At 72.2% G+C, this 18610-nt stretch carries 16 protein-coding genes; 13 read left to right on the forward strand and 3 right to left on the reverse strand.

Translation table 11 applies throughout. From position 1 onward, the window contains the following. Window positions 1–38: 38 nt before the first annotated feature. Entirely contained in the window at window positions 39–962 is a 924-nt protein-coding gene (locus tag IH48_RS0108105; RefSeq protein WP_030901101.1) for a LysR family transcriptional regulator, read from the reverse strand. Between the two features lie 81 nt (window positions 963–1043). On the opposite strand from IH48_RS0108105, the gene IH48_RS0108110 reads away from it, so the two are divergent. Then, a complete protein-coding gene (locus IH48_RS0108110) occupies window positions 1044–1985 on the forward strand; it encodes a DMT family transporter (RefSeq protein WP_030901102.1) in 942 nt (313 codons plus the stop codon). 105 nt (window positions 1986–2090) lie between these two features. Here the strand turns inward: IH48_RS0108110 and IH48_RS0108115 are convergent, their stop codons facing one another. Further along, window positions 2091–3368, reverse strand: coding sequence for a carbohydrate-binding protein (locus IH48_RS0108115; RefSeq protein ID WP_030901104.1), 1278 nt, complete (start codon window positions 3366–3368; stop codon window positions 2091–2093). Between the two features lie 392 nt (window positions 3369–3760). On the opposite strand from IH48_RS0108115, the gene IH48_RS0108120 reads away from it, so the two are divergent. From IH48_RS0108120 to IH48_RS0108130, 3 genes are all read left to right on the forward strand, one after another. Further along, a complete protein-coding gene (locus IH48_RS0108120; protein WP_030901105.1) occupies window positions 3761–5290 on the forward strand; it encodes a helix-turn-helix domain-containing protein in 1530 nt (509 codons plus the stop codon). Window positions 5291–5426: 136 nt separating this feature from the next. Further along, window positions 5427–6032 (forward strand): Chromate resistance protein ChrB, encoded by a 606-nt coding sequence (locus IH48_RS0108125; RefSeq protein WP_051839350.1) that lies wholly within the window; start codon window positions 5427–5429, stop codon window positions 6030–6032. Window positions 6033–6070: 38 nt separating this feature from the next. Beyond that, window positions 6071–7207, forward strand: a complete 1137-nt coding sequence (locus tag IH48_RS0108130; RefSeq protein ID WP_037841350.1) for an MFS transporter — start codon at window positions 6071–6073, stop codon at window positions 7205–7207. Between the two features lie 958 nt (window positions 7208–8165). On the opposite strand, the gene IH48_RS0108135 is transcribed toward IH48_RS0108130, so the two are convergent. Beyond that, a complete protein-coding gene (locus IH48_RS0108135; protein ID WP_030901114.1) occupies window positions 8166–8570 on the reverse strand; it encodes an ArsR/SmtB family transcription factor in 405 nt (134 codons plus the stop codon). Window positions 8571–8680: 110 nt separating this feature from the next. Between IH48_RS0108135 and IH48_RS0108140 the strand changes: the two genes are divergently transcribed. The 9 genes from IH48_RS0108140 to IH48_RS0108180 all read left to right on the forward strand — a co-directional run bounded on the left by IH48_RS0108140 (window position 8681) and on the right by IH48_RS0108180 (window position 18607). Beyond that, complete coding sequence (locus IH48_RS0108140) at window positions 8681–10660, forward strand: heavy metal translocating P-type ATPase (RefSeq protein WP_030901117.1); 1980 nt, start codon at window positions 8681–8683, stop codon at window positions 10658–10660. Window positions 10661–10999: 339 nt separating this feature from the next. Further along, window positions 11000–11407 carry a DUF6153 family protein gene (locus IH48_RS36905; protein WP_030901120.1) on the forward strand — a complete coding sequence of 136 codons (408 nt, stop codon included), beginning with the start codon at window positions 11000–11002 and terminating at the stop codon, window positions 11405–11407. 75 nt (window positions 11408–11482) lie between these two features. Next, complete coding sequence (locus IH48_RS0108150; RefSeq protein ID WP_030901123.1) at window positions 11483–13063, forward strand: multicopper oxidase family protein; 1581 nt, start codon at window positions 11483–11485, stop codon at window positions 13061–13063. 294 nt (window positions 13064–13357) lie between these two features. Continuing rightward, window positions 13358–13708, forward strand: coding sequence for an NADH-quinone oxidoreductase subunit A (locus IH48_RS0108155; RefSeq protein ID WP_030901138.1), 351 nt, complete (start codon window positions 13358–13360; stop codon window positions 13706–13708). After that, window positions 13705–14922 carry a hypothetical protein gene (locus IH48_RS0108160; RefSeq protein WP_324604292.1) on the forward strand — a complete coding sequence of 406 codons (1218 nt, stop codon included), beginning with the start codon at window positions 13705–13707 and terminating at the stop codon, window positions 14920–14922. Before IH48_RS0108155 ends, IH48_RS0108160 begins: the two co-directional genes overlap by 4 nt. Beyond that, complete coding sequence (locus IH48_RS0108165) at window positions 14919–15848, forward strand: NADH-quinone oxidoreductase subunit H (RefSeq protein WP_030901143.1); 930 nt, start codon at window positions 14919–14921, stop codon at window positions 15846–15848. Before IH48_RS0108160 ends, IH48_RS0108165 begins: the two co-directional genes overlap by 4 nt. Before the next feature lie 19 nt (window positions 15849–15867). Next, window positions 15868–16437 carry an NADH-quinone oxidoreductase subunit J gene (locus tag IH48_RS0108170; protein WP_030901146.1) on the forward strand — a complete coding sequence of 190 codons (570 nt, stop codon included), beginning with the start codon at window positions 15868–15870 and terminating at the stop codon, window positions 16435–16437. After that, on the forward strand, window positions 16434–16739 hold the full coding sequence (locus IH48_RS0108175; protein ID WP_030901148.1) for an NADH-quinone oxidoreductase subunit NuoK: 306 nt from the start codon (window positions 16434–16436) through the stop codon (window positions 16737–16739). The genes IH48_RS0108170 and IH48_RS0108175 overlap by 4 nt, the downstream gene beginning before the upstream one ends. After that, a complete protein-coding gene (locus tag IH48_RS0108180; protein WP_030901150.1) occupies window positions 16736–18607 on the forward strand; it encodes an NADH-quinone oxidoreductase subunit L in 1872 nt (623 codons plus the stop codon). The genes IH48_RS0108175 and IH48_RS0108180 overlap by 4 nt, the downstream gene beginning before the upstream one ends. Window positions 18608–18610 lie beyond the last annotated feature (3 nt).

An 18610-nucleotide genomic window follows, 5' to 3' on the forward strand; every position in this document is an offset into this window, starting at 1 on the left:
AACCCACTTGCGGCGGCGGGGTTGGCGGCCGGTCGCGCTCACTCCGCCTGCGCGGGCGGCGCGTTCCGGCTGCTGATGGCCGCCGCCGCGCTCCGCAGGTGGCCGAGCACGGAGCCGACGGCCGTGCGTGCCGTGCGTTCGGGGCGGTGCAGCGCGTCGACGTGGCGCCGCGCGTGCACGCCGGTCAGCGGCCTGAGGACCACCCGCGGGTGGGGGCGGACGGTCCAGCGCGGCATCAGCGCGATACCGCCGCCGGCGGCCACCACCTCGGCCACCACCGCGAATTCGTTGATCCGGTGGGCGAGACGGAGGCGCCGGCCGGCCGCGGCGGAGAGGGCGTCGATGGTGGCCATCAGGGGGAAGCCGTCATGGACGGTGATCCAGGGCTCCCCCGCCACGTCGCGGGGTGTCAGGCGCGCCCTGGCGGCCAGCGGGTGCCCGGCGGGCAGCGCGACGTCGAGGGGTTCGTGCAGCAGCGGGGTGACGGACACGGTACGCGGCCACGGTGCGGCGTGGTCGAGCCGGTGGGCGAGGACGATGTCGTGGTCGCGGGTCAGCGGCGGGAAGCCGTTCTGCGCGACGTCCTCGTCGGCCAGTGCGAGCCGCGGGGAGCCCGGGGCCGCCAGCGCACGCACCAGGTGCGGCCAGAAGGTCGCGGCTGCGCTGTGGAAGGCGGCCAGCGTCACGAGGCCGTCCGCCTGCCCGACGAACTCCTCGACGCTGCGACGGGCCCGCGCCAGCGCGGTCTCGACCCCGATCGCGGCCGCGGCGAGGGCCTCTCCCGCCGGGGTGAGCACCAGCCGCCTGCCCTCCCGCTCGGTCAGCGGTACCGGCACCGAGCGCTGCAGCAGCCTCAGTTGCTGGGAAACGGCCGACGGCGTGACCCGCAGCGCCTCGGCGGCAGCGGTGACACTGCCCAGCTCGCCGAGCTCACGCAGGACCCGCAACTGCCTCTCGTCCATCGCCTCACTGTAGCTTCTCTAAAGAGTTGGTTGAGTAAGTGATACTTGGCTTCATTGTGCTGGCCGGGCACGGTGGGACGCATGCCCGACACACGCCGCACCGATCCGGTGCTCATGCTGGTCGCTCTGGTCTGGGGCTCCAGTTATCTGACGGCGAAGACCGCCATGGTGGCGGCCCCGGTGATGACCGTGCTGTTCATGCGCTATCTGATCTCCGCGCTCGCGGGCGTCCCCCTCGTCTTCGCCGCCACACGCGGGCGGCGGGAGCGGTGGACGCGGCGGGAGGTCCGCGTGGGCGGCGTCCTGGGCCTGACGCAGGCTGCCGTACTGGTGCTCGAGATGTACGGCGTGGCGCACACCAGCGCGGCGAACGCGGGGCTGCTCATCAGCCTGACCCTGGTGATCACGCCGCTGCTCGACCGCTCGGGCGGCCGTGGCAGGGTGCCGCCCCGCTTCTTCCTGGCGGCCGGCGTGTGCGTCGTGGCGGTGGGGCTGCTCACCTCGGCGGGCGGCCTGCACGCTCCCGGGAGGGGCGACGCGCTGATGCTGGCCGCCGCCGTGGTCAGGGCGGGCCACGTGGCGCTCGTCGGCCGGCTCACCGCGGACCGCTCCGTGCGGCCGCTGCAACTGACCTCCGTACAGACCGCCGTCGGAACGCTGATATGCCTGGTACCGGCCGCCGAGGGGCTGCCGGCTCTCGCGCACGCGTCCGCCGGCACCTGGGGCGAACTGGCCTATCTCGCCCTGGGCTGCAGCGTCTTCGCGTTCCTCGCCCAGACCTGGGCCGTCCAGCGCACCTCGGCGAGCAGGGCCAGCCTCCTGCTGGGCACCGAGCCCGTGTGGGCCGCGGCCACCGGCGTCGTTCTGGGCGGCGAGCGCCTGACCGCCGTCGCCGGCGCCGGCGCGCTGCTCATGGTCGCCGGGACGTACTGGGGGCAGGCCATCGAGCGCGGGCACCGCGCCGCCGTGCACGAGACGAAGGAGAACGGTGCGCGCACGGCCACGACGCCCGCCGGGGGCTGACCCACCGGGCCCACGTGGTCACGGCACTGTGCCCCGTACGCCCTGCTCGGGCATACGGGGCACGGTGCCGGTCAGCGAGCGGCCGGGGGATGCGGGTGACGCGGGTCAGCAGGCGCCCTCGTCCTGCCAGACGCCCCATTCGCCGGTGCTACCGGGCTTCTCGTTCTGCGTCCACCACTTGGCCTTCCAGTTGTGGCCGTCGTACGAGACCTCGTCGCCGCCCGTGTAGACGGCGGTGGCGCTCCACGCGGCGGCGGAGCAGGTGCCGGGGTCACCGGGGTCCGTCGGCGGGTCGGTGGGCGGGTCGCTGGGGGGCGTGGCGCCCGCGAACTCCACCGAGTACTTGGCGAAGTCCCAGGAGGCCTGTGGCACGCTGCTGCACGTGCCCGACGTCCTGCCGTTGTTGTCGGGCGGCGAGCACTGCCGGTCGCGGTTGAGCGACCAGAAGGTGAAGCGGTCCATGCCGTGGCTGGTCGCGTAGTCGAGGACCGTCTGGAAGTCCGCCTGGTAGAACATCTCGCCGCTGTCGCTGCGGCCGTTCATGCCGGAGAACCCCTCGTGCGCGTACGCCGTCGCCTCGCTCCACCCGAAGGTGGTCTGCAGCAGCTTGTTGAAGGCGGTGAGCGCGGCGGTCTGGGACGCGGCTCCGCTGAAGCCGCCGTCGAAGGGCATGATGGAGAAGTTGTTGGGCGTGAAGCCCTGCGACTTCGCCTCGTTCAGCATCTGCTGGCCGAACCACCCGGTGCCGGCCGCGGTGCCGGCCGTCGTGACGGAGACGTAGAGGCCGGGGTTGTTCTGCTGCAGGATCTTGGCCGCGCCGATCTCGTGGGCGACGGCTGCGCTGTTCTCGTACTCCGGCTCTTCCAGGTCGAAGTCGATGGCGTGCAGCTGGTACTTGGTGATGACCTGCTGGTACGCGGCCGCCGTGGAAGCGGCGTCGGAGCACGCCTGGCCGAGCTTGGTGCCCCCGTAGCCGCCGATGGAGACGGAGACGTCACCGCCCTTGGCGCGGATGGCGCTGATGGTGGAGGCGACGGACGTGTCGCTCGACACGGGCGCGGTTCCGCCCCAGGTCGGCGAGCAGCCACCGCCGTTGGGGGCGAGGATGAACGCCAGCTGGAACGCCTTGAGGCCGGTCGCGTCCATTATTTGGGTCGCGCTCGGCGGATCGTTGTCCAACGGCATCAGGTAGGGCGCGGCGGCGTACCAGCGGTCGCTGAGCGCGGTGGAGGCGTTCGCACCGGTGGCGGCTTGCTTCGCCGCGTGCGAAGTGGCGTGAGAGGTGGCGGCCGAGCCGAAGGCGGCCGGCGACGCCATGGCGATTCCCGCGGTGGCGAGCGCGGCCGCGGCCGCGCCGCCGAGGAGTGCACGAAGACGCTTCATGTGCGGATCTCCCGGAGATATGGAGGGGAGCCTTCAGGTGCGAACAGAATCGGGCACGGTCGCGAGCACGTCAATAGATTGGACTAGACCAAGCACATCGGCCGTCGATTCGCCGCAGCCGCCGGGCAAGCAGCCCCGGGCGCGGGCGCGTTCCGGGGCGATGGCCGCAGAGAACCGCCACACGCGGCCACGCGGAGTTCCGGGACGCGCGAGCCGCAGCGCGCCCCGCTTGCGTCACGACACGCGCGGGTCCATGATCAGTGCCCAAGACCACCCGGAGGTTCAAGTTCCGTATGCCGGGAGCCCGCTGGGGCCAAGCGGCCACAGCACAGTTCACTCGAACGGAGCACCCCGGCTCGGCGGCTATCTCACATTTGAGATAAGTTACCGCTATGGCAGATGACTACCTCGTACGCATCGGCAAGCTCATCCGTGACGCCCGCCAGCACCGTGGCTGGACGCAGACGCAGCTCGCCGACGCACTCGCGACCAGCCAGAGCGCCGTGAACCGGATCGAACGCGGCAATCAGAACATCAGCCTTGAGATGATCGCCCGCATCGGGGAGGCTCTCGACAGCGAGATCGTCTCCCTCGGTTACGCCGGCCCCATGCACCTGCGCGTGGTCGGCGGCCGCAGGCTCTCGGGCTCCATCGACGTCAAGACGTCAAAGAACGCGTGCGTCGCGCTGCTCTGCGGCTCGCTGCTCAACAAGGGACGTACCGTCCTGCGGCGCGTCGCCCGCATCGAGGAGGTCTACCGCCTCCTCGAGGTGCTCAACTCCATCGGCGTACGCACCCGGTGGATCAACGACGGCGTCGACCTGGAGATCGTGCCGCCCGCCGACCTCGACATGGAGGCCATCGACGCCGACGCGGCCCGCCGCACCCGCTCCATCATCATGTTCATGGGGCCGCTGCTGCACCGCATGGACTCCTTCCGGCTGCCGTACGCCGGCGGCTGCGACCTCGGTACGCGCACGATCGAGCCGCACATGATCGCGCTGCGCCGCTTCGGCCTCGACATCGCGGCCACCGAGGGCCTCTACCACGCCCAGGTCGACCGCTCCGTCGCGCCCGACCGCCCGATCGTGCTGACCGAGCGCGGCGACACCGTCACCGAGAACGCCCTGCTCGCGGCGGCGCGCCACGACGGCACCACCGTGATCCGCAACGCCTCGTCGAACTACATGGTCCAGGACCTGTGCTTCTTCCTCGAGGCGCTCGGCGTGCGGGTCGAGGGCATCGGCACCACCACGCTCACCGTGCACGGCGTGCCCTCGATCGACACGGACGTCGACTACTCGCCGTCGGAGGACCCGGTCGAGGCGATGAGCCTGATCGCCGCCGCGGTCGTCACCGAATCGCAGCTGACGATCCGCCGGGTGCCCATCGAGTTCCTGGAGATCGAGCTCGCGGTGCTGGAGGAGATGGGGCTCGACCACGACCTGACGCCCGAGTACCCGGCCGACAACGGCCGCACGAGGCTCGTCGACCTGACGGTGCGTCCGTCGAAGCTGGAAGCGCCGATCGACAAGATCCACCCCATGCCGTTCCCCGGCCTGAACATCGACAACGTCCCGTTCTTCGCGGCAATCGCCGCCATGGCTCAGGGCCAGACCCTGATCCACGACTGGGTGTACGACAACCGGGCGATCTACCTCACCGACCTGGGCAGGCTCGGCGGGCGCCTCCAGCTCCTCGATCCGCACCGCGTCCTGGTCGAGGGCCCGACCCGCTGGCGCGCCGCCGAGATGATGTGCCCGCCGGCGCTGCGGCCCGCGGTGGTCGTCCTGCTGGCGATGATGGCGGCCGAGGGCACGTCCGTCCTGCGCAACGTGTACGTCATCAACCGCGGCTACGAGGACCTGGCCGAGCGCCTGAACTCGGTGGGCGCGCAGATCGAGATCTTCCGCGACATCTGATACGACGATGCCGCCGCACCCTGCCTGACCTGCTATTCAGCGGGTCAGGCAGGGGCTCGGCGGCGTCTCTGCGCAGCACCCGGGGCATAGCCTTCGCGCACTCGGTTCCAGACCTACGGCTGGCGTTCACCCACGCATGTACCCAGCGAATGTAACGCTTGCTACATTTTCTAGTGTGGCGAACATAGAACCGGCGAGTGCGTGGCTCGTGCTCGTGATCAAACTGCCCGCCGAGCCGTCCAGGCACCGGGTGGCTGTCTGGCGTGAGCTGCGTCGTATCGGCGCGCTCTCGCTCGGTCAGGGCGTGTGGGCCGTACCGGACGTACCGGTCTTCGCCGAAGGCGTGGCTCGGGCGCTGGAGCTGGCGAACGCAGCGGCGGGCCAGGCGGTCACGCTGAACGCCACAGGGCGCAGCGCGCAGGACGCCGCCCGCTTCAAGGCGCTGTTCACCGCCGCCCGGTCTGCGGACTGGACGGAGTTCCTGTCCGACTGCGGCAAGTTCGAGGCGGAGATCGCCAAGGAGATCCGCATCGCGAAGTTCACGCTGGCCGAGCTGGAGGAAGAGGAGCAGTCGCTGGAACGGCTGCGGCGCTGGCACCGCGACCTGACGGCCCGCGATGTGTTCGGCGCCCCGGAGGCGCCCGAGGCCGGCCGGCGGCTCAAGGAATGCGCCGCGGCCTGTGAGGACTATGCGGAAAGGGTCTTCGCGGCCTTGCATCAGGCCCCGGAAGGCGAGCAGTGAGCACGGCCGCCAACTCCCCAGCGGCTCCGGCCCGGCAGATGTGGCCGCTGTACGCGGCAGGGTTCACGACCGCGTTCGGCGCGCACGGGATCGCTGCCAGCCTCGGCGCGCACGCCGAGGGCGCGGTCACCTCGCTGCTGGTGCTCGGCGGCCTGCTCGCCCTGTACGACGGTGCCGAGGTGCTGCTCAAGCCGGTCTTCGGCGCGCTGGCCGACCGGATCGGCGCACGCCCGGTCCTGCTCGGCGGCCTGGTCGCCTTCGCTGCCGCGTCCGCCGTGTACGCCGCCGCTGACAGCCCCGGATGGCTGTGGGCCGCTCGCCTCGGCCAGGGCGCCGCGGCCTCCGCCTTCTCCCCCTCGGCGTCCGCGCTCGTGGCTCGTCTCAACCCGGCGGCCAAACGCGGCCGGGCATTCGGCAGTTACGGCTTCTACAAGTCGATCGGCTACACCCTCGGGCCGCTGCTCGGCGGCGTGCTGGTATGGGCCGGCGGGCTGCGGCTGCTGTTCGCGGTCCTGGCCGCGCTCGGTGCGGCGGTCGCCGGGTGGGCCGCGCTCGCGGTACCCGACGTGCCCCCGCTCCCCAAGGTCCGGCAGACGGTACTGGATCTGGCCCGCCGCCTGGCCGACCCGGCCTTCCTCGTCCCGACGTCGGCGCTGGCGGCGGCGACCGCCGCCCTGGCGGTCGGGGTGGGTTTCCTGCCGGTCTCGGGCCGGGTGGCCGGGCTGGGCACGGTGGCCACGGGAGCAGCCGTATCGCTGCTTGCCGCCTGCGCGGCGGTGGTCCAGCCGCGGGCGGGGCGGGCATTGGACGACGGACGCCTGACGACCCGGTCCGGGATCACGGCGGGACTGCTGATCGCTGCGGGCGGGCTGGGCTGCGCGATGCTGCCGGGCCTGACCGGCATCCTTGCCGGCGCCGCCCTGATCGGCGTGGGAACCGGTCTGATCACCCCGCTCGGTTTCGCGGCGCTGGCCGCGAGCACCCCCACCGAGCGACTCGGGCAGACCATGGGCGCCGCCGAACTCGGCCGTGAACTGGGCGACGCGGGCGGCCCGTTGCTCGTCGCTGTGGTCGCCTCCCTCACCACCCTCACCCACGGCTACGCCGTTCTCGGCGTCGTACTCGCGCTGGGCCCCGCACTGACGGTCGTACGGCGACACCTGGCCCGAGGATGAACGCCCGGCCGTGCGCCGGGTGAAGCGGATTTGATACCGCAGGGCATTGTGCCGGGCAAGCCGAAGACCCCCTGCTCGTGCCGGACTGTGGGCCTGGCGTGAGCTGGTGTCCGGCTCCGGCAGCGATGGCGGGCACCGGGCCGGGGCCCATCGGTGCAGGGCGAGAGCTGCCGCGGGCCGGGCCTGGCCGCGCGGCCCGTTCCGGAGTTCCGTGAGTACGGGACCGAGGTCTGCCGGCGTGCGGATCCGGTACGCGAGGCCCACCTCCTGCGGCGCCTCGGCGTTGGTCTGCCCGCGGCCGGGGATGCACCGGTAGCCGGCCACCGGAAGCCCGGCGGCGAACGCCTCGAGCGAGGTCAGCCCGCCGGCGTTCTGGACCAGCACGTCGCAGGCGTGCAAAAGCTCCGGCATGTCGTCCACCCAGCCGAAGGCGTGCTCGACGCCGTCCTGCCGCAACTACTCGGCCGGCGGTGCGTCCGCGGGCAGCCCGAACCGGGCGCGACCCACATCGCATGAACGGAGAAGTCGGTCAGGGCGGAAGCATCGCGAGCATGCGACACTCCGCGCTGCGGAACAGCGCCCGCCACACCGCACCGGGGCGCGAAGCACCATCGGCCGGCCGGCCCGGCGGCCGCCCGTCGCGTCCCGCGCCCACACTCGCGGAGACGACGGCGATCCGCCGGGGACGTGAGCCCGGCGAAGGTGCGGAAAGCGAGCGCCGTGCAGCAACTGCTCCACCGACAGATCCAAAACCAACCGGGCCGGCACCGCCGCATGGTCCCCGCCCTCGTCCAGCATGGCGCGCATCCCGCCGCGCATGTCAGGATCGCCAGCAGCGTCGTGTACGCGGCATCGGCCACCTGCTCCTGGACCACCGATGCGGGGATCGGGCCGCCGGCCGCCACTTGGCCGCTCCCTCACCAGGCCCTGGCCCCTCATGCGGCCCGACGAGCGCTGCTCACGTGCTCGGGAGCGCCGCGGTTTCGGGTTCCGGCTCGGTGACGGTGCCAGTGGTGTCGCTCAGGCCGAGTCGGAGGTGCTCGACGTGGTAGAGCGCCTGGTCGAGCAACTCGGAGACGTGGTCGTCATAGAGGGAGTAGACGATGGAGCGGCCCGTGCGGGTGCCTACGACGAGGTTGAGGTTGCGCAGCAGGCGCAGTTGGTGGGAGCAGGCGGACTGCTCCATGCCGACCTCGGCGGCGAGCTCGGTTGCCGGCAGCGGGCCCTCGCGCAGGCGGGAGAGGATCAGCAGCCTTGAGGGGGTGGCCAGCGCCTGCAGCGTGGCGGCCACCTTGGTGGCGTTGTCCGCGGTGAGGTAGGTGCGCGGGACGCGGCTGGCGGGTGATTCGGCTCCATGACCCATGCCGCCATTGTACGTCTCCCGAAGGAACACATGAATTAATGTTCATTCGTTCTTGTTACGGTGGTGGGGTTGGACGCTGTCCGCCCCGCTTGCGAAGGAATCTCGCTTCGATGTCTTCCACTCTCACCCGCCCGGCACCTGCCGGCGACGCCGTGCGTGACGCGGTAGCGCCCCGGCGCCGTACCCGGATCCTGGCGCTGCCAGAGGCGCGCTGGGCGGCTGCCTCGCTGGTGCTGTTCCTGGCGGCGCTGCCGCTGTATCTGCTGGGCGCGCCGGCTTGGGCGTGGGGGCCGTTGTTCGCCCTCGCCTGTGCGACCGGCGGCTGGGAGCCCGGCTGGGCGGGCCTACGGGCGCTGCAGGGCAAGACGCTGGACGTGGACCTGCTGATGGTGGTCGCCGCGCTGGGTGCGGCGGCGATCGGGCAGGTGCTGGACGGTGCGCTGCTGATCGTCATCTTCGCCACCTCCGGTGCCCTGGAGGCGATCGCCACCGCCCGCACCGCCGACTCCGTGCGCGGCCTGCTCGACCTCGCGCCCACGGCAGCGACCCGCCTGGCCGGTGACGGCGCCGAGGAGACGCTCCCCGCCGAGGAGTTGCGAGTGGGTGACGTCATTCTGGTGCGTCCCGGGGAGCGGGTCGGCGCCGACGGGCGGGTGCTTGACGGGGCGAGCGACGTCGACCAGGCCTCCATCACCGGCGAGCCGCTGCCGGTGGCCAGGCAGGAGGGCGACGAGGTGTTCGCCGGCACCCTCAACGGCACAGGCGCGCTGCGCGTGAAGGTCGAGCGCGACCCCTCGGACTCGGTGATCGCCCGGATCGTGGCGATGGTCGAGGAAGCATCCGAGACCAAGGCGCCGACACAGCTGTTCATCGAGAAGGTCGAGCAGCGCTACAGCCTCGGCATGGTGGCCGCCACGCTTGCGCTGTTCGTGCTGCCGCTGCTGTTCGGCGCCGCGCTGCAGCCGACCTTGCTGCGGGCGATGACCTTCATGATTGTCGCTTCGCCGTGTGCGGTCGTGCTGGCGACCATGCCGCCTCTGCTGTCCGCCATCGCGAACGCAGGCCGCCACGGCGTGCTGGTCAAGTCCGCCGTGGTGATGGAGCAGCTCGGCCAGGTCGACGCGGTGGCCCTGGACAAGACCGGCACGCTGACCGAGGGCACCCCGCGCCTGACCGACATCCGCCCACTGGCCGCCTCCGGCCTGAGCGAGGAGGAACTGCTGCGGGTGGCGGCGGCGGTCGAATACCCCAGCGAGCACCCGCTGGCCCGCGCCGTCGTGGACGCCGCCCGCACCCGTGACCTGCGCATCCCCGTGGTCGAGGACTTCACCTCCGCCACCGGCACCGGAGTTGCGGCCACCGTCGACGGCAAGGCAGTCGCGGTCGGCAGACCCGCCCGGCACCGAGGCGCCCGCGACGACCACCCGGCCGCCGCGGTCGCCGCCGCCCTGGAGGACGAGGGCCGCACCGTCGCCCTGGTCGAGGTCGAGGGCACTCCGGTCGGCGTGCTGGGCATCGCCGACCGGCTGCGCGAGGAAGCCACCGCCGCCGTCACCGCGCTGACCGCCCTGACCGGCCGTGCGCCGGTACTTCTCACCGGCGACAACCCACGAGCGGCCGCTCGCCTGGCGGAAGAGGTCGGCATCACCGATGTCCGTGCCGGCCTCCTGCCGCAGGACAAGGTCAGCGCCGTGAGGGAGCTGGAGGCTGCCGGGCGCAAGGTGCTGGTGATCGGTGACGGCGTCAACGACGCTCCCGCGCTGGCCGCCGCCCACACCGGGATCGCCATGGGCCGCACGGGGTCCGACCTCGCGCTTCAGACCGCCGACGCCGTCGTGGTCCGCGACGAGCTCGCCACCGTCCCCACCGTCGTGGCACTCTCACGCCGGGCCCGGCGCCTGGTGGTACAAAACCTCGCGATCGCGGCGGCGTTCATCACCGGGCTGGTCATCTGGGACCTGGCCGGCACCCTGCCGCTGCCGCTCGGTGTCGCGGGCCACGAGGGCTCCACCGTCATCGTCGGCCTCAACGGCCTGCGCCTGCTGGCCGACGCCGCCTGGCGCCGCACACGCACCGGGCACGGCCAGTGAGCCGCCGCACCCCAAGATCCCCGACAGATCCCCGACCTGGACCACGGCGCCCAGCTCGCCCGGCTGCGCCGGTCCGTGGCCGAGAGCGCGGCGGCATCGCCACCCTGGGTCGAAGCCGGCGGCCCGGGCCGGCCGACCCGCCCGGCGCGCTGGGCCTGTATGCCGGCGCCCCCTCCCGCCGCATCCGTCAAGCGCTGACGGACTGACCCGCCATCACGCCCGGCTTCGCCTTGGAGTGCGTGCCCCACCAGCTGAAACAACCGCCGAGCCAGCACAGGTACCCCAGGGGGGTAGTATGCGCCGGGCCGGGCATCGGCACATACGGCACAGGTGGAGTTCATGGCGCAACGGGCGGCTCGCGGCAGCGGTGGGACAGCCCTCCGCTGGACGTACGGGGTGTTGGGCACCCTGTGCGTCGCGCTGGCCGTGCTCGTTCATCACGAAACCTGCGCGGTGGCCATGCCGACCGCAGGTATGGCATCCACGCTGTCCCCCGGCCATGACGCCCACGTGCCGGCGGGCCGGCCGTCGGCGTCCGTGCACGGCGTCGTCTCTGGCGGTTGCGGCATGTCCGGCATGCAGCACTGCGCCGCCGCGAGCGTCGGGTCCGTTCAGCTTCCCGCGCCGGGGCAAAGCCCCTTCGTCGCTCCGGCGGACCTGCGGGCGACGGTGCCGGGGACCGCCCCCACCAGTGCTGTCGGACGAGCTCCGCCCGACCTGTCCGTCCTGTCTCGACTGCGCATCTAGGCCGCTCCTGACGGCGCGCGATGTGCCGTCCTCACGTGACCACATCGGCAGTTTCGAGACAGAGGATGCACCACGATGAAGAGTGTCAACCGGCGTTCCATCCTGCTCGCGGGCCTGGGAGCGGCCGGCGCAGGCGCGCTCGCCGCCTGCGGCGGTTCCGGCGGCAATGGTTCGGACGACAGGGCCCTGGTCAGCCCCGCAAGCGCGGCGGTGGCCGGCGCCGAGAAGAAGCGCTCGCACAGCGGGCGTACGCACAGGATCACTCTGACAGCCGCGCCCGCCATGATCGACCTGGGCGGTGGTGTCACTCCCAGGACCTGGGCTTTCGACGGACGCACTCCCGGCAAGGAGGTCCGGCTGTCCGCCGGCGACACCCTGGCCGCGGAGCTGTCGAACCAACTCCCCGGCAAGACCGCCACGTCGATCCACTGGCACGGCATCGCACTGCGCAACGACATGGATGGCATGCCGCCCCTCACCCAGACCGCCGTGCGGGCCGGCTCGACCTTCGGCTACCGGTTCACCGCCGACGCGCCGGGCACCTACTTCTTCCACCCCCACGTCGGGGTCCAGCTCGACCGGGCGCTCTACGCCCCGCTGATCGTCGAGGACCCCGAGGAGCCCCTGGCGTACGACGACGAGTGGGTGGTGCTCCTCGACGACTGGGTCGACGGCGTCACCGGCACCCCGGACGAGGTCTTCGCCGAGCTCCGTCACGGCATGGGCGGCCATGACACGGGGGACATGGGCGGAATGGGTATGGGCGAGGCGGCGTCTTCGTCCGCTTCGGCCTCCGCATCGTCCGGGGGCATGGGGTCGAAGTTCATGCTCACGGGCGCCACCAGCAAGCTGCTCGAAGGCGACGCCGGAGATGTGAAGTACCCGCACCATCTGATCAACGGCAGGGTGGCCACGGATCCGGATGTCTATTCGGGCAAGCCCGGCAGGAAGGTACGGCTGCGGATCATCAACGCCGGTTCCGACACCGCCTACCGGGTCGCCCTCGGTGGCCACAGGCTGACCATCACCCACACCGACGGCTACCCCGTCGAGCACCAGCAAGTGGACGCCCTGCTGGTGGGCATGGGCGAACGCTACGACGTCCTCGTCACTCTCGACGACGGCGTCTTCCCGCTCGTCGCGCTCGCCGAGGGCAAGAAGGCGAGCGGCCTGGCCCTGGCACGGACAGGTTCGGGAAGCGCGCCGCCGGCGACCGTCCGGCCCAAGGAACTCGACGGGATGATCATGACCGCTTCACAGTTGCGGGCTGCGGACAGCGTTCGGCTCGCCCCGGCCAAGACGGATGTCACCCACCAGATCAAGCTGACCGGTGGCATGGCGAAGTACAACTGGTCCATCAACGGGCGGCCGTTCGACATGACCGATCCGCAGGCGAACCCCGTCCTCGTCCAGGAGGGCCAGCGCGTACGGCTCGACTTCGTCAACCGCACCGACATGTGGCACCCGATGCACCTGCACGGCCACACCTTCCAGCTCGGCAGCAACGGCCCGCGCAAGGACACCGCCATCGTCCTGCCCGGCAAGAAGACATCCGTCTTCTTCGACGCCGACAACCCGGGTCAATGGATGCTGCATTGCCACAACGCCTACCACGGCGCAGCCGGGATGATGGCCAATCTGGCCTACCGCGCCTGATGTCCCAGGGGGCTGTGCCGGGTGGTCCTGGCCTCCTGGTGCGGCCCCCGGCGCGGGGCCGCGGGGCGCGGCTGCACGCGCGGCTGCACGCATCATTCGTACGGTCGCAGGCGGCAACTTTCTCCGGCGCGGCGTGCCACGCCCTTTTCCCGCCCCGTAACCGGAATCCTCGCAAGGGATGTCAGGACCGACTCTTGATTGCGTATCCCCGGGGGCAGGTGAGCGCCTCCGGACGGCAGCAGAGAGGAGCATGGAGATGGTCGCCCAGGGCGCCGTCCAGCGCGGTGAGACGGGATGAGCGGCATGACGGCGGCACTGTCCCTGCTGGGTGTGGCCGCGCTGGCCGTCGCCGGCGTCTACGGGACGGCCTGGGCGGCGCGGCTGTCCGCTGATCCGGTGGCGGCCGCGCCGTTCGGGTCAGGTCTTGAGCCGGTCGAGCACGCGGTGAGCCGGTTCCACGTGCGCTGGTACACGGTGACGATGCTGTTCCTGGCCTTCGACATGGAGATGGTGTTCATGTACCCGTGGACGCGGGTGATCTCCACCATGGGGTCCAGCGCGGTGATCGAGATGTTCGTCTTCCTCGGGGTTCTGCTGGCCGGGGTCGTCCATGCCTGGCGGGAGGGTGCGCTGCGATGGACATGACCGGCCTTGCACTGCGCGCTGCCGCCGCCCGGCCTCATGTGCTGCCGGCCACCCTGCCGGGCGGAACGGCTGCGCGGCTGGCAGCCGAGCGCGTCCTGCGGCTGCGGGACTGGCCGTTGGCCGCCACCCCGGCGCAGGCGGATGTGCTCCTCGTCGCCGGGCCGGCCCGCCCGGACCTGGACGCGGCCGTGGACCGGCTGTGGCAGGACATGCCCGCGCCCCGCGCCCGCGTCCAGGCGCTGAGTGCCGATGACGTCGAGGCCGCGCTGGCGACCGGACAGGCCCGGCTCGGCTCGCCGGCCGGTCGGCGCACGCAGGCCGAAGCGCCCGATGCAGCCGAGAGCGACGACGAGGGCGATCACAGCCGGAGCCACGGCGGCCATGAGGGGCATGGCGGTCACGGCGGCGGCGAGATGGAGATGCCGGGTGGGCTGCCGATGGCCGAGCAGGGTGAGGACCGTGACGGCCTGACGCTCGACCAGCTGCACGTGGCGCTCGGACCGTTGCTCGCCGACTGGCCGTCAGGCCTGGCCATTCGTGTGACGCTGCAGGGCGATGTCGTGCAGGAGGCCGAGGTCGAGGAGCCGTTGCGACCCGGCTCCGCGGTGGCGGAGGCGTTCTGGGTGCAGCCGTGGCTGCGTGCGGCGGCGGGTGAGCCGGTGAGCGTGGGCGAGGCGGTCCGGCGGCGGGCGGCGGCGCATCTGGACAGTCTGGCCCGGCTGTTGTCGGTGGCCGGCTGGCCCGCCGAGGCGGTCGTGGCGAGGCGGCTGCGCGACGACCTGCTCGACGGCGCGCCCGGCGCGGCAGTCGTGCTCCGGCTTGAGCGTTTCGCCCGCCGGGTCGGCCGGTCGCGGACGTTGGCCTGGATGACCCGCGGGATCGGCCAGGTGAGTGCGGAACGGGCGCGCGAGGCCGGAGTGAGCGGACCGGCGGCGCGGGCCGGCGGGGACGTGAGCGATCGCTACCGGCAGTGGCTTGCCGTCATCCGCCGCGATGTGGGGCGTCTTGAGGAGCCGTCGCCGCTTCGGCCGGCGGTGGAGGAAAGTCCCCGCGGATGGTGGCGGGACGGCGGCCCGCCGTCGGCGGCGCTGATCCGCCTCCTGCCGGGTCTGCTGACGGGGGCCGAACTGGCCGCCGCGCGCCTCATCGTGGCCAGCCTCGACCCGGACCTGGACGAACTCGCCGCGGCACGACGTGAGGTGACGGCTTCGTGATTGAGGCAGGGGCGTGGTGGACGCTGCTTGCGGCGCCCGCGATGCTGCTCGCACTGGCCGGGCTCGCGGTGGCCGGGCATGCGGTGCTCGAAGCCCGGGACGCGGGCCGGCCCGTCACCCCCGCCGGCGTGATGCGGCCGTTTCTCGGGGTGCCGCGGGCGCTGCTTGCCCAGCCGAGGCGCCTGCCCGCCCCGGATGTGCTGCTGTGGCGGGCCGGTGTGGTCACCGTGCCGGTGGCGGCGGTGCTGTCCACGCTGGTGATCCCGTTCGGTGGCGTGGCGGTGGCCGACCCGTCGGTCGGCCTGGTGTGGTTCAACGCCATGGAGGTGTTGACCTGGGCCGGGCTGTGGCTGGCCGGCTGGGGCCCCAACGCCGCCTTGTCCCTGGTGGGTGGCTACCGGTTCCTGGCCCAGAGCCTGGCCTATGAACTGCCGCTGATGTTCGCGCTGATGTCGGCGGCGACCGGCGCGCAGTCCCTGCGGGTGGGCGGCATCGCCGGCGCCCAGCACGGTCTGTGGTACGCGGTGTGGATGCCGGTCGCCTTCGTCGTCTACCTGGCCGGGGTGCTCGCCTTCGGTTTCCTTGGGCCGTTCGCCTACCCGGCGGGTCGTGACCTGGCGGGCGGGGTGCTGAGCGAAGTCTCGGGGGCGGACCGGTTGCTGCTTGAGGCCGGGCGGTGGCTGTGGCTGGCCGCGGGATCGGCGATGGCCGTACCGCTGTTCCTGGGTGGCGGCGCCGGCCCGGGGATGCCGTCCTGGGCCTGGCAGGCGGTCAAGACGCTGCTGGTGCTGGCCGTGCTGGTGGCGGCGGTGCGGCGACTGCCGGTGATCCGGGCCGACCGTTACGTGGAGTTCGCCTGGGTGGTGCTCATCCCACTGACGATCGTGCAGGTACTCATCCCGGCCCTGGTCGACCTGAACCGATGACGAGCGAGGGGATCGCACCATGAGTACGAGGGACCTGGTGCTGCTGGGGCTGCTGGGCATGCTCGCCCTGGTCGGCGGGGTGCTGGTGTTCACCCTCAACTCGATGGCCCGCGTCACCTTCTGCCTGCTGGCGTCCCTGGTGTGCGTCGGTGGCGTGGTGACGGTGCTGGGGCTGCCGTATCTGGGTGTGGTGATCGTGCTGATGATGGTCATGGAGATGGTGATCATGGCCGTGTTCATGATCGCTTACATGATGAATCCGGCCGGCCTGATGCCGATGTCGATGCTGCACAACAAGCGCGGTTCCCTGATCATCAGCGCGGCTGTGTTCGCCGCCCTCGTCGCCGGGATCTTCGCGGTGCCATGGCCGAAGCCCGCTGCGGTCCGGCCGAAGGACACCACCTTTCAGGTCGCCATGTCGCTGATGGGCGGGCAGATGCTGACCATGGTCACGCTCGGGTTCGTGCTGCTGGCCACCATGGTCGGCGCCACGGTGCTGGCCACCCACCGGGGCCGCTACGACCGCTTCGGCGACGACCTCGACCAGCGGCCCGCCGACGACCCGGCCGGCGGAGGGGTGGGCCGATGACCTTCGAGCTGATCCTGGTACTGGCCGCCGGTCTGTTCTGCATCGGCCTGTTCGGCGCACTCTCCCAGCAGTCCATCGTGATGATCATGATGGGGATCGAGCTGATGATCGGCGGGATCATCGTGGCCGCCGCGGACTTCTGGCACTTCCTTACCCCGAACGCGCCGAGCGGGCAGGTGATCGTCGTGGCGGCGGTGGTGGCGATGGCCGTGGAGATGGCCATGGGCTTTGCCGTCACCACGGCCATCTACCGTGCCCGGCAGGTCGACATGACCGACATGGCCGAGGAGCTCAAGGGGTGAGTGTGCTGCTCTGGCTGCTGATCTCCGTCCCCTCGGGCACGGGGGCCGCCCTGGGCCTGGCGGGCCGAAGCGTCAACCGGCAGGCCCCGCTCCTCGGGGTGGCGGCGGCCGTGGCGACGCTGGGCCTGGCCGTGACCTCCGCGGTCACACGGCCCGGGGCGAGTGCGCCGTTGTTCACCGGGATGCGGGCGGGGCTCGCGGTGGACGGCCTGTCCGCCGTCATGGTGATCACCGTCGCCGCGGTCACCCTGGGAGTGCTGGCGTTCTCCACCGGGGAGTTCGGCCAGGACGAGAACCGGGGCCGGTTCTTCGGGCTGACGCTGCTCTTCGCCGGGGCGATGCTCGTCACCGTCACGGCGACCACGCTGCCGCTGCTGCTGATGGCCTGGGAGGTCATGGGCGCCACCAGCTGGGCGCTGATCGGCTACTGGTGGGATCGGGAGGAGCGGGTGCGCGCGGCGGACGTCGCCTTCCTCACCACGCGCACCGCGGACCTCGGCCTGTATCTCGCAGCAGGTGCGGCGCTCGCGGGCGGCGCCGGCTCACTGCGCCTTGACGCGCTGCCGCACGCGGCCTCGCCGTGGCTGCACTTCGTCACCGCGGGCATGGTCGCTGCGGCGCTGGGCAAGTCCGCCCAGCTGCCGTTCTCCTTCTGGCTCTCTCGCGCCATGCAGGGCCCGAGCCCGGTCTCTGCGCTGCTGCACTCGGCGACCATGGTCGCCGCCGGCGCCTACCTGCTGCTGCGCCTGCACCCGCTGCTGGCCGCGACCGCGTGGGCGGGCCCGCTCGTCGCCTGGACAGGCGCGCTCACCGCGCTGGCCCTGGGAATCGTGGCCATCGCCCAGAGCGACCTGAAACAGCTGCTCGCGGCCTCCACCTCCGCACAGATCGGGTTCATGGTCCTGGCGGCCGGAAGCGGCGGCGTGGCCGGCGGCCTCACCCAGCTCATCGCGCACGCCGCCACCAAGTCGGCGCTGTTCCTGGCCGCCGGGGTGTGGCTGACCGCGCTGGGCAGCAAGCAACTGCCCTCCCTGCGCGGCGCCGCACGCCACTACCGGCTGGTGGGCGCCGCCTTCGCGGTCGGAACTCTGACGCTGGCGGGGCTGCCGCCGCTGTCGCTGTGGGCGGCCAAGGACGAGGTGCTCGCCGCCGCCCGCGCCGAGAACACCGGCCTGTACGCCGTGGGGCTGGCCGCCGCGGCCGTGGCCGCCGTCTACAGCGTCAAGGCCCTGTGGTACGTCACCCGGCCCCTGCCCCCCGGCGCGGAAGCGGGGTACGACACCGAGCGGCACGGCACCCGCCGCATCCCGCGCCAGGCGCTCTTCCCACTGTGGGCGCTGACCGCTCTCGCGGCTGTACTGGGCGTCCTGGCCCTGCCCGGCCCCGCCACCTGGATCGGACAACTGGTCGGCGCCCCCGCCGAGCCGGCCCCTGCGGCGTGGGAGCTGGGCCTGTCGGCCGGCGTGTCCCTCGCCGCCGCTACATGGGCCTGGCGATACGCCTCCCGGCCCGCCCCTGTGCCCCGGGCCGTGGCGCGCTGGGCGGAGGGCTGGCTCGGCCTGGAGCGGGCCGCGTACCTGCTGGTCGCCCGTCCGGTCCTGGCTCTGGCCGGCGCCCTGGCCGTCCTCGACGATCGGGTCGTGGACGGCACGGTCCGGCAGACGGCGCGGGCCGGCCTGGCCGTCGCCCGGTTCGCGCGCCGCCTGGACGACAGCGGCATCGACGCCGCTGTCGGCGCGATCGCCTCCGGTGCGCGCCGTCTCGGACGGTGGGCGCGCCGCCCGCAGACCGGGCTGCTGCACCAGTACTACGCCCAAGCCGCCGTCGGCTTCTGCGTGCTGATCCTGATCGTGCTGTTGGTGAGGTAACCC

Origin of the sequence: Streptomyces sp. NRRL F-5126, assembly GCF_000721265.1 — a bacterium.
In the GTDB taxonomy this organism is placed as follows: Bacteria; Actinomycetota; Actinomycetes; order Streptomycetales; family Streptomycetaceae; genus Streptomyces.